14 protein-coding genes are annotated in these 15949 nt (G+C 51.7%); 9 read left to right on the top strand and 5 right to left on the bottom strand.

Going from position 1 to position 15949, the window contains the following annotated elements:
* Positions 1-5: 5 nt before the first annotated feature.
* Together aceE and pdhR are read right to left on the bottom strand one after the other, a co-directional pair.
* The gene (aceE, locus tag EO763_RS18650; protein WP_161529848.1) at positions 6-2669 is read right to left on the bottom strand and encodes a pyruvate dehydrogenase (acetyl-transferring), homodimeric type; all 2664 of its coding nucleotides are present in this window, start codon (positions 2667-2669) and stop codon (positions 6-8) included.
* Between the two features lie 141 nt (positions 2670-2810).
* Complete coding sequence (gene pdhR / locus EO763_RS18655; RefSeq protein WP_010306328.1) at positions 2811-3575, bottom strand: pyruvate dehydrogenase complex transcriptional repressor PdhR; 765 nt, start codon at positions 3573-3575, stop codon at positions 2811-2813.
* Between the two features lie 682 nt (positions 3576-4257).
* On the opposite strand from pdhR, the gene EO763_RS18660 reads away from it, so the two are divergent.
* Positions 4258-5616, top strand: a complete 1359-nt coding sequence (locus EO763_RS18660) for an amino acid permease (protein ID WP_039530971.1) — start codon at positions 4258-4260, stop codon at positions 5614-5616.
* A 79-nt stretch (positions 5617-5695) separates the two neighbouring features.
* On the opposite strand, the gene ampE is transcribed toward EO763_RS18660, so the two are convergent.
* Together ampE and ampD are read right to left on the bottom strand one after the other, a co-directional pair.
* Positions 5696-6550: a beta-lactamase regulator AmpE gene (gene ampE, locus EO763_RS18665; protein ID WP_161529849.1), complete on the bottom strand. Its 855-nt coding sequence runs from the start codon at positions 6548-6550 to the stop codon at positions 5696-5698.
* Positions 6550-7122, bottom strand: coding sequence for a 1,6-anhydro-N-acetylmuramyl-L-alanine amidase AmpD (gene ampD, locus EO763_RS18670; protein WP_039490770.1), 573 nt, complete (start codon positions 7120-7122; stop codon positions 6550-6552). Before ampD ends, ampE begins: the two co-directional genes overlap by 1 nt.
* Positions 7123-7540: 418 nt before the next feature.
* Between ampD and EO763_RS18675 the strand changes: the two genes are divergently transcribed.
* From EO763_RS18675 to hofC, 5 genes are all read left to right on the top strand, one after another.
* The gene (locus tag EO763_RS18675; protein WP_161529850.1) at positions 7541-8401 is read left to right on the top strand and encodes a nucleoside-specific channel-forming protein Tsx; all 861 of its coding nucleotides are present in this window, start codon (positions 7541-7543) and stop codon (positions 8399-8401) included.
* Between the two features lie 144 nt (positions 8402-8545).
* Positions 8546-9436, top strand: a complete 891-nt coding sequence (gene nadC, locus EO763_RS18680) for a carboxylating nicotinate-nucleotide diphosphorylase (protein WP_161529851.1) — start codon at positions 8546-8548, stop codon at positions 9434-9436.
* Positions 9437-9762: 326 nt separating this feature from the next.
* A complete protein-coding gene (gene ppdD, locus EO763_RS18685) occupies positions 9763-10209 on the top strand; it encodes a prepilin peptidase-dependent pilin (protein ID WP_161529852.1) in 447 nt (148 codons plus the stop codon).
* A 2-nt stretch (positions 10210-10211) separates the two neighbouring features.
* Positions 10212-11696 (top strand): type II secretion system protein GspE, encoded by a 1485-nt coding sequence (gene gspE / locus EO763_RS18690; protein ID WP_161529853.1) that lies wholly within the window; start codon positions 10212-10214, stop codon positions 11694-11696.
* The gene (gene hofC / locus EO763_RS18695; RefSeq protein ID WP_161529854.1) at positions 11693-12898 is read left to right on the top strand and encodes a protein transport protein HofC; all 1206 of its coding nucleotides are present in this window, start codon (positions 11693-11695) and stop codon (positions 12896-12898) included. Before gspE ends, hofC begins: the two co-directional genes overlap by 4 nt.
* A gap of 85 nt (positions 12899-12983) precedes the next feature.
* Here hofC and EO763_RS18700 read toward each other — a convergent pair whose 3' ends face one another.
* Positions 12984-14024 (bottom strand): GMP reductase, encoded by a 1041-nt coding sequence (locus EO763_RS18700; protein WP_116586494.1) that lies wholly within the window; start codon positions 14022-14024, stop codon positions 12984-12986.
* Positions 14025-14318: 294 nt separating this feature from the next.
* Here EO763_RS18700 and coaE point away from each other — a divergent pair, with 294 nt between their 5' ends.
* The 3 genes from coaE to yacG are packed head-to-tail and all read left to right on the top strand — an operon-like array spanning position 14319 to position 15942.
* A complete protein-coding gene (gene coaE, locus EO763_RS18705; RefSeq protein ID WP_039490763.1) occupies positions 14319-14945 on the top strand; it encodes a dephospho-CoA kinase in 627 nt (208 codons plus the stop codon).
* On the top strand, positions 14938-15690 hold the full coding sequence (zapD, locus tag EO763_RS18710) for a cell division protein ZapD (RefSeq protein WP_161529855.1): 753 nt from the start codon (positions 14938-14940) through the stop codon (positions 15688-15690). Before coaE ends, zapD begins: the two co-directional genes overlap by 8 nt.
* Positions 15691-15747: 57 nt before the next feature.
* Positions 15748-15942 carry a DNA gyrase inhibitor YacG gene (gene yacG / locus EO763_RS18715; protein WP_039490761.1) on the top strand — a complete coding sequence of 65 codons (195 nt, stop codon included), beginning with the start codon at positions 15748-15750 and terminating at the stop codon, positions 15940-15942.
* The last annotated feature ends 7 nt before the right edge of the window (positions 15943-15949 follow it).

The raw sequence follows: 15949 nt of genomic DNA on the forward strand, positions 1-15949 counted from the left end.
ACCTCTTATGCCAGACGCGGGTTAACTTTATCTGCATCGATATTGAATTTAGTGATGGCATCTGCAACCACTTTCTTATCGATTTCACCGCGTTTAGCCAGTTCACCCAGAGCCGCAACCACGACGTAAGACGCATCCACTTCAAAGTGGTGACGCAGGTTCTCACGGCTGTCAGAACGACCGAAACCGTCAGTACCCAGTACGCGATAATCGCTAGCCGGGACGAAGCTACGGATTTGCTCAGCAAACAGCTTCATGTAGTCAGTAGATGCAACCGCTGGCGCATCGTTCAGAACCTGAGCTACGTAAGGTACGCGCGGCGTTTCGGTTGGATGCAGCATGTTCCAACGCTCACAATCCTGGCCTTCACGTGCCAGTTCAGTGAAGGAGGTTACGCTGAATACATCAGAACCGATGCCGTAGTCTGTCGCCAGAATCTGAGCCGCTTCACGTACGTGACGCAGGATAGAACCTGAACCCAGCAGTTGCACTTTACCTTTGCTACCTTCAACCGTTTCCAGCTTGTAGATACCCTTACGGATACCTTCTTCCGCACCCTGCGGCATTGCAGGCATGTGGTAGTTTTCGTTCAGCGTGGTGATGTAGTAGTAAATGTTTTCCTGCGCTTCGCCGTACATGCGGTGCAGACCGTCATGCATGATGACAGCAACTTCGTAGGCAAATGCCGGATCGTAGGAAATACAGTTCGGGATAGTCAGAGACTGAATGTGGCTGTGACCATCTTCGTGCTGCAGACCTTCACCGTTCAGCGTCGTACGACCTGAAGTACCACCGATCAGGAAGCCACGCGCCTGTTGGTCACCCGCGGCCCAGCACAGATCGCCGATACGTTGGAAACCGAACATGGAGTAGTAGATGTAGAACGGGATCATCGGCAGGTTGTTGGTGCTGTAAGACGTTGCCGCCGCCAGCCAGGAAGAACCTGCGCCCAGCTCGTTGATACCTTCCTGCAGAATCTGACCTTTCTGGTCTTCTTTGTAGTAAGCAACCTGCTCACGGTCCTGCGGAGTGTACTGCTGGCCTTTCGGGCTATAAATACCGATCTGGCGGAACAGACCTTCCATACCGAAGGTGCGCGCTTCGTCAGCGATGATCGGAACCAGACGATCTTTGATAGATTGGTTCTTCAGCATCACGTTCAGGGCACGTACAAACGCGATAGTGGTAGAGATTTCTTTGTTCTGCTCTTCCAGCAGAGTGCTGAAATCTTCCAGCGTTGGCAGTTCCAATTTTTCGCTGAAGTTAGGCTGACGAGACGGCAGGTAGCCACCCAGCGCCTGACGACGCTCGTGCAGGTATTTGTACTCTTCAGACTCTTTATCGAAAGTGATGTACGGCAGTTTTTCGATGTCGGCATCAGACACTGGCACGTTGAAGCGATCGCGGAAGTAACGCACGCCATCCATGTTAACTTTCTTAACCTGGTGCGCGATGTTCTTACCTTCAGCCGCGTCGCCCATACCATAACCTTTAATGGTATGCGCCAGAATAACGGTTGGCTTGCCTTTGGTGTCCTGCGCTTTTTTCAGTGCAGCGTAGACTTTCTTCGGATCGTGACCACCACGGTTCAGTGACCAAATTTGATCGTCGGTCCAGTCTTTAACCAGTTCTGCCGTCTCCGGGTATTTACCGAAGAAGTGCTCACGCACATAGGCACCGTTTTTGGATTTGAAGGTCTGGTAGTCACCGTCGACGGTTTCTTCCATCAGTTGGATCAGTTTACCGCTGGTGTCTTTACGCAGCAGTTCGTCCCAACGGTCGCCCCACATGACTTTGATCACATCCCAGCCAGCGCCGCTGAAGATACCTTCCAGCTCGTTGATGATCTTGCCATTACCGGTAACCGGACCATCCAGACGTTGCAGGTTACAGTTGATGACGAATACCAGGTTGTCCAGTTTTTCACGGGTCGCGATAGTGATCGCACCTTTGGATTCTGGTTCGTCCATTTCACCGTCGCCCAGGAAGGCATAAACGGTTTGTTTAGAGGTATCTTTCAGACCACGGTTTTCCAGATACTTCAGGAATTTAGCCTGGTAGATGGCGCCAATCGGGCCCAGCCCCATAGATACAGTCGGGAACTGCCAGAAGTCCGGCATCAGTTTAGGGTGCGGATAAGAGGACAGACCGTTACCGTGAACTTCCTGACGGAAGTTGTTCATCTGATCTTCAGTCAGGCGGCCTTCAAGGAAGGCACGAGCGTAAACGCCCGGAGAGATGTGGCCCTGGAAGTAGACCAGGTCGCCGCCGTCCTGCGCAGTGCGAGCACGGAAGAAGTGGTTAAAGCACACTTCATAGAAAGTGGCGGAAGACTGGAAAGAAGCCATGTGGCCGCCCAGATCCAGATCTTTTTTAGAAGCACGCAGCACTGTCATGATCGCGTTCCAGCGGATTGCTGAGCGAATACGACGTTCCAGATCCAGATTACCAGGGTATTCCGGCTCGTCTTCCACTGCGATGGTGTTGATGTATTGACGTGCAGCTGTACCAGCAGCAACGCTGACACCGCCTTTACGTGCTTCACTCAGAACCTGATCAATCAGGAACTGGGCGCGTTCAACACCCTCTTCACGGATGACCGATTCGATCGCCTGCAGCCAGTCGCGGGTTTCGATCGGATCCACGTCATTATTTAAACGATCTGACATGGTTATTCCTTATCTTCTCTAATCAGTTAGTTTATGGAGCCTGTCTTCCTGCATTCTGACTTGGGTTTCGTCCTAAGCAAAACGCATGAAGACAGGCTCATCGTCGTCATTACCGCATTCAGAGCCCCAAAGTACGGATGCTCAATCCCTGCGTTGCTGGAGCCGACGCAGCGATCTCTCGCGCCGACTATGTTCCCGGTTAAGATCCAGCAATACTTCCTCAATAAACGCCAGATGACGGTGTGATGCTTCGCGCGCCTTTTCTGGCTCACGGGCAACAATCGCCTCAAAAATGCTGGCGCGATGAATGCTAACCTGAGCCAACACTTCACGGCTCAAATAAAGCAATTCAAAATTCTGCCTCACGTTCTGTTCGAGCATCGGCCCCATACAGCGCACCAAATGCAGCAACACCACATTATGCGTGGCTTCTGTTACAGCAACCTGATACTGCATAACGGCTTCTGATTCGGCGTCCAGATCGCCCGCTTCCCTCGCCTTCTCAATCACGGCATGACAATCCCGGATACGTTGCAGATCCGACTCTGTGCCACGCAACGCAGCATAGTAGGCAGCAATGCCTTCCAGCGCATGACGCGTTTCCAGAAGATCGAACTGTGATTCGGGATGTGTGCTCAGTAATTCTGCCAGCGGATCGCTGACACTTTGCCATAGATTGGCTTGAACGAAGGTACCACCACCCTGACGGCGCAAAAGGAGACCTTTGGCTTCCAGGCGTTGAATGGCTTCTCTCAGAGAAGGGCGGGAAACATCGAACTGTTTTGCTAGTTCGCGCTCCGGTGGGAGCTTCTCGCCGGGGCGCAAGGTTCCCTCAAGAATCAGAAACTCCAGCTGCTGTTCAATCACATCTGACAGTTTGGGCTGACGGATCTTGCTGTATGCCATAGTGAATTCTTCTCTGCGAATGGCGCGGAGTCAATTGGTAATACCAATTTCAAAAACGTGACGCTAAAGTAACAAAGTATTCACCTTCTGTCCATAAGGACCTTGAGCTAAATCACCAATCCCACCAGATTTTAACAAATGCACGAGAAACATGCGGCAAAGTGATAGCCCGCCTGTGGTATTACCATTAATCCCCTCTGTCTATATTTTAACTTTTTTGAAACGTAAAGCAGGCGTTGCTGAACCGTTTAAATACGAAAATAGTGAATTTAAATGCAAAAAATAAGGTTTTTTATTCTCAGAAGGAAAGTGTAATTACCCGCAGATCCCTATCGGGGTAAACACCATTTTACAGCAGGGATAAAGAGATAATAAAAGGGAGTAAATCTAAAGGGGTAGAAAGCCCCTTCCCCCCTAAAAAATCATCTCTCGATTTTCTCGTCATCGGGTTCTTAATCAGGGAAAGGTAAAATTTTTGAGGTGGCGATAGTTTTTAATTATCAGACTATAAGAAATCAGTGCAATCTTGCGTACTTACCACTATTCTCTGCCAAACGGTAGCGGTTTTCTTATTTTAAGAAACACCACCCCGTAAAAATAAAATTACACAAACGTATAGTCACTAATACGCGTGTTCGTTCACACCGTGTTTTTTACTTGCACTGGCAGAGGGTTAAATTTGATGGATAATCAACAAACGGACGGCACGCTAAAGCGTGGTTTGAAAAACCGTCATATTCAGTTGATTGCCTTGGGTGGCGCAGTAGGTACTGGCCTCTTTCTTGGTATTGCACAGACAATCAAAATGGCCGGGCCATCGGTCCTGTTAGGCTATGCAATTGGCGGCCTGATCGCGTTTCTCATTATGCGCCAACTGGGCGAGATGGTGGTTGAAGAGCCGGTAGCCGGATCGTTCAGCCACTTTGCTTATAAATACTGGGGTGATTTCGCGGGCTTTGCATCGGGATGGAACTATTGGGTGCTGTATGTGCTGGTCGCCATGGCCGAGCTCAGCGCCGTGGGGATTTACGTCCAGTACTGGTGGCCAGACATTCCAACCTGGGTATCCGCCGCCGTCTTCTTCCTGCTGATTAACGCCATCAATCTGGCGAACGTCAAAGTCTACGGTGAAATGGAATTCTGGTTTGCCATCATCAAAGTCGTCGCGATTATTGGCATGATCGTCTTCGGTGGCTGGCTGCTACTCAGCGGTACGGGCGGGCCGGAAGCAACCGTAACCAACCTGTGGGCGCAGGGCGGGTTCTTCCCGAACGGCGTGCTCGGTCTGGTGATGGCGATGGCCGTGATCATGTTCTCATTTGGCGGGCTGGAACTGGTGGGGATTACCGCAGCAGAAGCGGATGACCCAGAGAAAAGCATTCCACGCGCGACCAATCAGGTTATCTACCGCATCCTGATTTTCTACATCGGTTCACTCGCTATCCTGCTGTCACTGTACCCGTGGGGCAAGGTTGTGGAAGGCGGTAGCCCGTTCGTCATGATCTTCCATGAACTGAACAGTAACGTCGTAGCAACGGTGCTGAACATCGTGGTATTGACCGCTGCGCTGTCCGTTTATAACAGCTGCGTATATTGCAACAGCCGCATGCTGTTCGGTCTGGCGAAACAGGGTAACGGGCCGAAAGTACTGAAAACCGTCGATGCCCGTGGCGTTCCGGTTGTTGCTATCGGTATCTCCGCGCTGGCAACGGCGCTGTGCGTGCTGATCAACTACCTTATCCCCGGCAAAGCGTTCGAACTATTGATGGCGCTGGTCGTGTCTGCTCTTGTGATTAACTGGGCGATGATCAGTCTGGCGCACCTGAAGTTCCGTGCGCAAAAGGACAAAGAAGGTACGGTGACCAAGTTTAAAGCGCTGCTTTATCCGCTGGGTAACTACCTCTGTCTGCTGTTCCTTGCGGGTATACTGGTCATCATGTTCCTGACGCCGGGGATTCAGATTTCCGTCATGCTGATTCCGGTCTGGCTGGTTATTCTGGGCGTGGGCTACTTTATCAAAAAGAAAAATCAGGCGAACTAAACAGCTCCAGCGTTCACCCATCCTGCTTTTCCATGGCCGACTCTGTCGGCCATTTTCATATCTGGCAAACGGTTGGAAATCAAACCAGCGCACCGTATATCGTCAGGAGTGCCACCACCACCACCAGTGCTAACGTCACTTTTTTCGCTAGCGTCACGGCGGCTTTCGGTGTCTCTACAGGCTCAACGTGGGATTCACGCGCCAGAGAAAATTGAGCCAGTTGAGTTAACACCCAATACTGTGAACTGCGAGAATCTCCCAGCGAGGCGAACCAGGCAGGCAGCGCTTTCTCGCCGTGCCCCAGCAGTGCATAAGCAGCACCGACCAAGCGGGCAGGAATCCAGTCAAGCCAATGCAACAAACTATCGACGCCAGACTGCGCGCGCTCCAGCGGGGTGTGGTGGCGGGCAAGCCAGGTCTGTCTGGCGCGTAAAAACGCGTACCCCATCAACGCAATCGGCCCGTAGGGTCCAGCAACGATAAACCAGAACAACGGCGCTAAATAAAACCGGAAATTTATCCACAGCAGCGCGTTTTGCAACTCTTTCAATTGCTCGCTTTCGCCCGTGCCAACGGGCAGACCGTGAATCAGCGCCAGCTCCGCCGCCATTTCCCGGCTGGCATCCGCCTCACCGCGCTGTGCGGCCTGCAAATAGCGCCGATAGTGCTGACGAATTTCACCCGCACCAATGCACATCAGGCTGATGACAATCCACAGCAAAAGAGAAATCAGGCCGAACAGAATACCGCTCGTGAGCCACAGCAGGCACCCCACGATACCCATGCTGCACAGCGTCAGGAACAGCGTTTGAAATAAAGACGGAGACGGCACGTGCCGGAACACGACCTCAAGCCGATGATCGATCTGCCAGTGCTCGCCCTGTTTGAACAAGCGCTCCCATGCCAGTGTAAGCAACAGTGTAAACAGCGTCATTAATCCAGGCTCCCTTTGTTCTCTGTCCAGTTTTCTTGTAGCAGACGATGGTAGCCGTCCCAGTCAAATGCCGGGCCGGGGTCGGTTTTGCGGCCCGGAGCGATGTCGCAGTGTCCGGTAATGCGCGACGGCGTAATGGGATAGGCCCGCATTAACAGGTGTGTAATCGCAACCAGAGAGTGATACTGCTCCGCGGTAAAAGGCAGCGTATCCGTCCCTTCCAGTTCAATGCCGATAGAGAAATCATTGCAGCGTTCCCGGCCTTCAAACACCGAAACGCCAGCATGCCAGGCGCGCTGCTCGAAAGGCACATACTGTATGATTTGCCCATCACGACGAATCAGGCAGTGTGCGGCGACGCGTAAATGGGAAATATCGGCGAAATAGGGATGCGCCGAGGGATCCAAAGTGGCCGTAAACAGTTGATCAATATACGGGCCGCCAAACTCACCGGGCGGCAGACTAATATTGTGGATCACCAGTAGGGAAGGCACCTCATTATTCGGGCGACCATCATAATGTGGTGAAAGCGTGTGTGTAATGTCGGATAACCAGCCATTTTCCAAAAGCATCGGCGATAACCTCGCATCGTATCGTTTGTCGGCTGAATCAGGCGAAAAATCAATTTCAGGCGTAAAGCCACGTAGCTAAAAGTCCTTGTATCCAAGATACCATGTTTCACGCCATGCTATCTATTCAACTGGGTATCAATAGGTTTTACCGTTTATTTTGTGATATCCCCGCCGATTTTTCTGCCTGAAAGCAATCCCGATATCTTTTTTAGTAAGGTGAAATCCCCAACACCATTATGTGATTAAAATCACATTACAAATGTAATAACGTAATAATAGGCAATCGTTTTCGTGCATTGCGTCTATTTTTACTTAAAATACATGACAAAATTATCTTCTGATTTTTTTAGATATTACCAAAACTTATTTTGCGGTCTTACGTACGACGTACATGACGTCTAACACTATGGTACTTAACATGAAAAAAACTTTCGCTGCAGGCGCCCTGCTCGCACTGTCATGCTCAATGCCTGTTCTTGCCGACAGCAATAAAGCCGAATACCTGTCCGACTGGTGGCATCAGAGCATTAACGTCGTCGGCAGCGCCCACACCCGTTTCGGACCGCAACTGAACAGCACGACCTACCTGGAATACGAAGCGTTTGCACGTAAAGACTGGTTCGATTTCTACGGCTACGCCGATGCGCCTAAATTTTTTGGTGGCGATCCCGATAGCCGTGGCATTTGGGACAAAGGCTCTCCGCTGTTTGTCGAGATCGAACCACGCTTCTCTATTGATAAGCTGACGGGCGCTGATCTCAGCTTTGGTCCGTTTAAAGAATGGTACATCGCCAATAACATTATTTACGATCAGGGTCGCAACAGCGGTTCACGCCAAAGCACGTGGTACATGGGCTTAGGTACAGATATTGATACCGGTACCGATTTGTCTCTCTCACTGAACGGCTATGCCAAATATCAATGGCAGAACTACGGCGCAGCGAACGAAAACGAGTGGGATGGCTACCGTGTAAAAGTGAAATACTCTTACCCACTGGGCTCAATGCTGGGCGGAAACGTCTCGTATATCAGCTTCACCAATTTCGATTTTGGCTCAGAACTGCGTGATAAATCGAATGCAAGCCGCACCAACAACTCCATTGCCTCCAGCCATATTCTGGCGCTGGGCTACGACCATTGGCACTACTCTTTCGTCGCACGTTATTTCCACAACGGCGGCCAATGGGCTGATGGCGCAGAACTCAATTTCGGCAAAGGTCCGTTTGAAGTGAAATCTACCGGTTGGGGCTACTACCTGGTCGTTGGTTACAACTTCTAAAATTGCATCCCTTTCCGGCGATCGCAGATCGCTCGCCGGAAAGCTAATAACAGTAACAGATTGAATTGTAATAATTATTCATTCTGGATGTCCTGATATAAACAAGGTAGCATAGACCTCCGAATCCCCCTTCGGAGTTTTGTCATGTCAACGCGTCGCTACAGTCAGGAACAACGCCAACAAGCCTTGCTCGCTCGTATTGCACAAGATATCCCCGCCAGCGTGCAACTGGCCTTGCGTGAAGATTTAGGTGGCATCGTCGATGCTAATCAAGATATTACCGCCCTTCTGTTACCCGACAATGAGACCGTCAGCGCACGCATTATCACGCGTGAAGCGGGTATATTCTGCGGCACGCGCTGGCTTGAGGAAGTCTTTTCTCAATTAGGCAACACGACAACGATCGTCTGGCACGTTGCCGATGGCGACGCTATCACTCCTAACCAAACGCTGTGTGACATCACAGGCCCAGCCAAACAGCTCCTGACAGGCGAACGCACGGCGCTGAATTTTCTGCAAACGCTGTCAGGCGTCGCAACCGAAGTCAGCCACTATGTTGCTGTATTGCAGGGAACACGCACTCGGCTGCTGGATACGCGCAAAACGCTGCCGGGGCTAAGAACCGCGCTGAAATACGCCGTATCATGCGGTGGCGGAGACAACCACCGACTCGGTTTATCCGACGCCTTCCTGATTAAGGAGAACCACATCATCGCCGCTGGCTCAATCAAAAATGCGGTAGAAAAAGCGCAGTCTTTACGCAGCGATGTTCCGGTAGAAGTTGAAGTCGAATCGCTGGATGAGTTACAGCAGGCGCTGGAAGCGGGCGCAGATATCATCATGCTGGATAATTTCAGTCTCGCTAACATCCGAGAAGCCGTTGCTATAGCACAAGGCCATGCGCTGCTGGAAATATCCGGCAATGTCACCCTCGACACGCTGCGTGGCTATGCGGAAACTGGCGTGGACTATATCTCAGTAGGGGCGTTAACCAAGCACGTACAGGCACTGGATTTATCCATGCGCTTCGTCTAACCGTTCCTCTATTTCTCCCGGCGAGGTGCGATTTCGCACCTCGCTCACCTCTCTGCCTCTCATCCTCTTGCACACCATCGTAACGCCATAGACTGACAATCCCACACGAACGACCTGCCCCGACAGCGTGAAAATTGCGTCTCTGCTCGCAAAAAATTTTCAATCCTTTGCAAATATATAAAAACATGTCGTGGCGCTTTCCTGTTTCACATTTCCCTGCTCGTCAGCCTTCACGCGCTTTTCTATGCTGCCAGCCATCCGTATGGATTTCTGTAACGCAACATTTATGCGCCACAAAATTTATATGCAACAACAGGGAAATCAACATGACAAAACAACAAGGATTTACGCTGATTGAGCTGATGATCGTCATTGCGATCGTCGCCATCCTCAGCGCTATTGGCGTACCGGCTTATCAAGGCTATCTGCAAAAAGCAGCGCTGACGGACATGCTACAAACGATGGTGTCTTATAAAACGCCAGTCGATCTCTGTGGTCTGGAAAATGCCGCTTTCACGACCTGCAATGCAGGTAATCAGGGAATACCGGGCAGCAAATCTTCACGCTATGTCAGCGCCGTTAGCGTCGCTCAAGGGGTGATTACACTGACCGGACAATCCACTCTGCAAGGGCTGCGCGTTATTCTGACACCAGCGTGGGATACCGAAATCGGCACTTCACGCTGGACGAAAAACTGTGCCACGGATGACAACGCAGAGAGCCTGCAATCCGCCTGTCAGGACGTTTTCCGTTTCGATAATACGGCAGGCTAATCATGACAGATTCCTCCTTCTCCTCTGAGCATACGCTCAGCGAGTTACAGACGCTGTGCCGACGTTATCAGGCCCTGTTGCTCAGTCTCGATGAACAAACGCTGTCGGTCGCCGTCACGGCTTCCCCTTCTGCGGAAATGATTGCCGCGCTGCGTTTCGCCAGCAATCGCCGAATTATGGTGGAACAATGGCCACAGGCCAGAATGGAACAACAGCTTAACCCAGTGAACGCTGTTGCCGAGCCCACAGAAACCTACCATGCCAACACTTATAACAGCACTTATCACAACAGCACCGGGCAACAAGAGCATGACGATGACTCCCCCGTTGCACAATTTATCCATCAAACGCTGCGTCTCGCCATTCAGCGGCGCGCCTCTGATATCCACTTTGAGCCATTACTGGACAGCTATCGCGTACGTCTACGCATCGACGGCGTGCTACAGGCCATATCCGCACCGCCGCCCGAACTGACAAACCGTATTACCGCGCGGCTGAAAATCATGGGCAAGCTGAACATCGCTGAACGGCGGTTGCCGCAGGACGGCCAATTCAGCCTGACGCTGGATCAACAAGCCTATTCGTTACGCATTGCAACCCTCCCCGTGCAACAGGGAGAAAAAGTCGTACTGCGTATCTTGCAAACGCATCAGCAGGAGCTGGCACTGGATAAACTTGGGCTCACCGCAAAGGCATTACAGCAGGTGATTAGCGTGCTGAGCGCCTCACAGGGAATGCTGTTAGTCACAGGTCCAACGGGCAGTGGAAAAACCGTTACGCTTTACAGCGCGATACGCTGGCTAAACGAGTGCAGTCGCAATATCTGTAGCGTAGAAGATCCAGTTGAAATTCCCTTGGAGGGAATCAACCAAACGGCAATCAACCCTAAAGCTGAACTGGGCTTTGGCCGAGTTTTACGTGCGCTGCTGCGACAGGATCCAGACGTCATTATGATCGGTGAAATCCGCGATGCTGAAACCGCAGAAATTGCGGTAAAAGCCGCACAAACCGGCCATCTGGTCATGTCCACGCTGCACACCAATTCCGCCGTAGACACGTTAACTCGACTCAGCCATCTCGGCATCCCCGGTTACCTGTTAGCTGCGGCGCTAAAACTCATCATTGCCCAACGCCTTGTACGCCGGCTATGCCCGCACTGTAAAACCCCAGGAGAACCACTACTTTCACTGCCACACGACGTATGGCAAGGGCCACTGCAACATTGGCAAGCCTGCGGCTGTAGCCACTGTTTTTCTGGCTACTATGGCCGCGCCGCGCTCTATGAGTTATTGCCTATCACGCCAGATTTTCAGGCAGCGCTAGCGGGCAACGCCAGCACAGGGGAGTTATCTGCACTGTCTCACAACTCAGGTTTTCCAACCTTGCTGGCCGCAGGACTTGAGTTGGTCAACGACGGCCTGACCTCACTTGCTGAAGTCTACCGTGTAGTGGGCGATGAGCACGCAATAAATCAGGATACGCAATGAGGCTACAGCGCTTATATCACTGGCAGGCCATCACGTCTGAGGGCGAATTTATCGATGGAGAACTCATTAGCACACATCGCCAGCACGCCTATGCCAGCCTGATTGCACAGGGCTACCAGCCGCTTCTCGTAAAAGCTGGCCATTATCTGTCGCTACGCGACTGGAAACGTGAACAGCTAGGCGAGTTAATCAAACAGCTTGCTGCCCTGCTACAAGCAGGATTACCGCTGCTGGAAGCATTAAAACTGGTATCGGAACAGCACGAGCGCCCCGGCTGGCGCTGCGTATTACGAGATGTTCGTACCCATGTTGCTCAGGGAAGCTCGCTGTCTGAGGCATTGCACGAATATCCTCATGTCTTTCCCGTTCTGTATCAATCCCTCATTGCCGTCGGCGAATTGACCGGGAAACTGGATGTATGCTGCCTACAGCTCGCTCAGCAGCAAGAAAAACAGTCCCGACTGCAACAGAAAGTCATCAAAGCACTACGCTACCCCTGCTTTGTTTTGGCAATTGCCATAGTGGTCAGCATGATGATGTTGACGCTGGTTCTGCCCGAGTTTGCGACGCTTTATTCCTCGTTCGATACGCCGTTGCCGTGGTTTACCCAGCAGTTGCTTCATCTGGCAGGGATAATCACTGACTACGGACTCATTGGGTTGCTGGTACTCAGTGGCCTGATAGTGGGGTATGCCCGTTTGAGACAGAAACGGCCATTATGGAAAACCCGAGAGCAAGAATGGCTGCTGAAGCTTCCTATCGTATCCAGCCTGCTACGCGGTAAATCGCTGAATCAGATATTCCATATTCTCGCCATGACGCAACATGCTGGCTTGACGCTCCCGGAAGGACTTGATGCCGCCGCGACGATCCGTCATCCGCTTTATCAGGCCGCAATTCAACAGATACAAGTGCAGCTGCATCAGGGTACATCGCTATACCATGCCACACAGCATCACGCCATGCTGTTCCCTGCACCCTGTCCGCAGTTGATTCGCGTGGGGGAAGAAACCGGTGCGTTGGACGCGATTTTTACACAACTGGCAGAATGGCATGAGGGTCGAGTACAGCAGCAGGCAGACATGCTGACACAAACGCTGGAACCGTTGCTGATGATGGTCGTCGGGGGAATGGTCGGGGCACTGGTGATTGGTATGTATTTGCCTATCTTCCAGTTGGGGAATGTATTGGCCGGAGCCTGAACCGACCAATACAGCACGACAACGCTTACACGTTAGGCCGCACGCCCTCGCTAACAGCAAAATAGACGGCGCGTAACAGCGGCAGCTATCCGTTGAAAATGCGGTTTTCCTGCTCTGCCACGCGGATAAACGTTGTACGCTTCGTCAGCTCTTTCAAACGGGATGCACCAACATAGGTGCAGGCCGACCGCAGGCCGCCAAGAATATCGCGTACAGTATTGTCTACCGGACCACGCAGAGGCAATTTCACGGTTTTTCCTTCTGCGGCACGGTACTCCGCTACTCCACCGACGTGACGTTCCATCGCAGATGCGGAACTCATGCCGTAGAACAGCATCATTTTCTCACCGTTTTCTTCAACGATGGTGCCTTCACATTCATCATGTCCTGCCAACATACCGCCCAGCATAACGAAATCGGCTCCGCCACCAAATGCTTTGGCTACATCGCCTGGCATGGCGCATCCGCCGTCGCTCACGATTTGTCCACCGAGACCATGTGCTGCATCGGCGCATTCGATCACGGCAGAAAGCTGAGGATAACCTACCCCCGTTTTAACGCGGGTCGTGCAGACAGAACCTGGGCCAATGCCAACTTTCACGATATCCGCGCCGGAGAGGATAAGCTCTTCCACCATTTCGCCGGTCACGACATTTCCAGCGCAGATCACGTTGTCTGGGCAAGCCTCACGCGCTTTTTGCAGGAACGTGACAAAGTGCTCAGAATAACCATTGGCTACGTCGATGCAGATGAATTTCAGCTCAGTCGACAGCGCTAAGATTTGCTTTAACTTGATGAAATCAGCCTCAGATGTCCCGGTCGAGACCATCACATGGCGCAATATCGATGCTGGTGTGCGTTGCACAAACTGAGACCATTGCTCGACAGAATAATGTTTATGGACAGCCGTCAGAACATCAAAAGAGGCGAGGACTTCCGCCATGCTAAACGTACCGACGGTATCCATGTTGGCCGCGATAATCGGTACGCCGGACCAGTTGCCGCCAGCATGGAGGAAGGTGAATTGACGCTCCAGTTCAACATCGGAGCGGCTTTTCAGCGTCGAACGCTTTGGCCGGATGAGAACGTCTTTAAAGCCTAACTTTAAATCTTCTTCAATACGCATGAGGTTCGAGTTCCTGGTTAGTGACGGCGGAATGCTCAGTATTGTTACTAAGCATAATCATTTCTGAAAAAATAATAGCCCTTTACCAGTGACGTTATCATACGCAGGAATAATCCTGCGGCAAGACTGCGATTTTCACTTTATTTGGGATAAAATCAGAGAAATTTACCTATCACCCAGCAAAGTGATAACGTGAAGCACACTTCGGTTGATGCCTGATTGACTTCAAAGGGGCGGGAAGGTATCCCTCACCTTTGAAAATAGTAGAAATGTTAACTTTTCAACACGGGTGCAATGACATACATCGTAGCCTTAACGGGCGGTATCGGCAGCGGAAAAAGCACCGTAGCCGATGAATTTGCCAAATTAGGGGCCACTATCGTTGATGCGGATATCATCGCGCGTCAGGTAGTCGAGCCTGGGAAACCCGCACTGGATGCCATCAGGCTCCGGTTTGGCGACGCTATGCTCAATACCGATGGTTCATTGGATCGTGCCGCACTACGCCAACGGATTTTTTCCTCACCTGAGGAGAAACAGTGGCTGAATAATTTACTCCACCCGTTGATCCATCAGGAAACACAGGCCCAGTTTCAGGCTGCATCCGCACCGTACATTCTGTGGGTCGTCCCTTTACTGGTGGAGAACGGTTTACAGCAGCGAGCCCAGCGTATTCTAGTCGTTGATGTAGATAAAGACACACAGCTTGCACGTACACTGGCCCGCGATGGCATCAGTCGGCAACAAGCAGAAAACATACTGTCGGCACAGGCTACCCGAGAACAGCGCCTGGCTTATGCCGATGATATTATTGATAACAGTCGCTGCCCAAACGAGCTGGCTCCACAGGTTTCGGAATTACACTGCCAGTACCTAGAGCTCGCCGCCTCCGCAGCCGACAGGATGACTAAGAATGAGTGACGCCCCCTCAACGATTTTATTCGAATACCCGCTGAACGAAAAAACACGTACCTGGTTGCGTATCGAGTCATTATTGCAGCAGTTGCATCAAAACCACACACTGACCGATATGGGAGGCGCTCTGACATTTTTTCGTGCTATCGCCGAACTGCTCGATGTGCTGGAACGTGGAGATGTCCGTACCGAGCTACTGAAAGAACTGGAGCGGCAACAGCAAAAACTGCTGCAATGGAGTGATGTACCGGGCGTTGACATGGAGCGCATCCATACGCTGAGACGCCAGTTGAAAGATCTGGCCAGTACGCTGATGGCCGCACCACGAATGGGGCAGTTCTTGCGGGAAGATCGCCTGATTGGCATGGTACGCCAGCGGCTCGGTATCCCCGGCGGATGCTGTAGTTTCGATCTGCCCACTCTGCATAGCTGGCTGCACCAGCCTCAGGAACTGCGCGAGAAATTGGTTTCCGGCTGGCTTAACTCCTTGTCGCCGCTCAAACAAGCGCTGGATATGATCCTGAAGCTGATCCGCCACTCCGGCACGTTCCGCCCGCAGACCAGCCTGAACGGTTTCTTCCAGGACAATGCCTCCGATGCTGACCTGCTACGTTTGCGCCTTGAACAGGTACATCAGCTCTATCCGCAGATCTCCGGCCATAAGACACGCTATGCCATCCGTTTTCTACCATTAGATAGTGAAAACGGCCACATTCCTCCGCGTTTAACATTTGAACTGGCCTGCTGCTAGACCCAGCCCTGACAAACCAGAATGCGTTAAGTCACAAATAGAGTGAAAAAGAATCTTATGACAACAGAAATTACGACGGTGAAATGCCCAACCTGCAAGCAGGCGGTCATCTGGGAAGCAGCCAGCATCTATCGCCCATTTTGCAGCAAACGTTGTCAGCTCATCGATTTGGGTGAATGGGCTGATGAAGAAAAGCGCATTCCAAGTGATGATATGGTTTCTGATAGTGAAGAATGGAGCGAAACGCGCTAACGACCGC

The organism is Pectobacterium odoriferum, from assembly GCF_009931295.1.
Taxonomy (GTDB): Bacteria; Pseudomonadota; Gammaproteobacteria; order Enterobacterales; family Enterobacteriaceae; genus Pectobacterium; species Pectobacterium odoriferum.

Excerpts from the sequence above, each read along its gene's own strand:
- ampE (WP_161529849.1), bottom strand. The coding sequence starts at position 6,550 with ATGACGCTGTTTACACTGTTGCTTACACTGGCATGGGAGCGCTTGTTC.
- hofC (WP_161529854.1), top strand. The coding sequence starts at position 11,693 with ATGAGGCTACAGCGCTTATATCACTGGCAGGCCATCACGTCTGAGGGC.
- coaE (WP_039490763.1), top strand. The coding sequence starts at position 14,319 with ATGACATACATCGTAGCCTTAACGGGCGGTATCGGCAGCGGAAAAAGC.
- EO763_RS18675 (WP_161529850.1), top strand. The coding sequence starts at position 7,541 with ATGAAAAAAACTTTCGCTGCAGGCGCCCTGCTCGCACTGTCATGCTCA.
- EO763_RS18700 (WP_116586494.1), bottom strand. The coding sequence starts at position 14,024 with ATGCGTATTGAAGAAGATTTAAAGTTAGGCTTTAAAGACGTTCTCATC.
- gspE (WP_161529853.1), top strand. The coding sequence starts at position 10,212 with ATGACAGATTCCTCCTTCTCCTCTGAGCATACGCTCAGCGAGTTACAG.
- zapD (WP_161529855.1), top strand. The coding sequence starts at position 14,938 with ATGAGTGACGCCCCCTCAACGATTTTATTCGAATACCCGCTGAACGAA.
- nadC (WP_161529851.1), top strand. The coding sequence starts at position 8,546 with ATGTCAACGCGTCGCTACAGTCAGGAACAACGCCAACAAGCCTTGCTC.
- aceE (WP_161529848.1), bottom strand. The coding sequence starts at position 2,669 with ATGTCAGATCGTTTAAATAATGACGTGGATCCGATCGAAACCCGCGAC.
- yacG (WP_039490761.1), top strand. The coding sequence starts at position 15,748 with ATGACAACAGAAATTACGACGGTGAAATGCCCAACCTGCAAGCAGGCG.
- ampD (WP_039490770.1), bottom strand. The coding sequence starts at position 7,122 with ATGCTTTTGGAAAATGGCTGGTTATCCGACATTACACACACGCTTTCA.
- pdhR (WP_010306328.1), bottom strand. The coding sequence starts at position 3,575 with ATGGCATACAGCAAGATCCGTCAGCCCAAACTGTCAGATGTGATTGAA.
- EO763_RS18660 (WP_039530971.1), top strand. The coding sequence starts at position 4,258 with ATGGATAATCAACAAACGGACGGCACGCTAAAGCGTGGTTTGAAAAAC.
- ppdD (WP_161529852.1), top strand. The coding sequence starts at position 9,763 with ATGACAAAACAACAAGGATTTACGCTGATTGAGCTGATGATCGTCATT.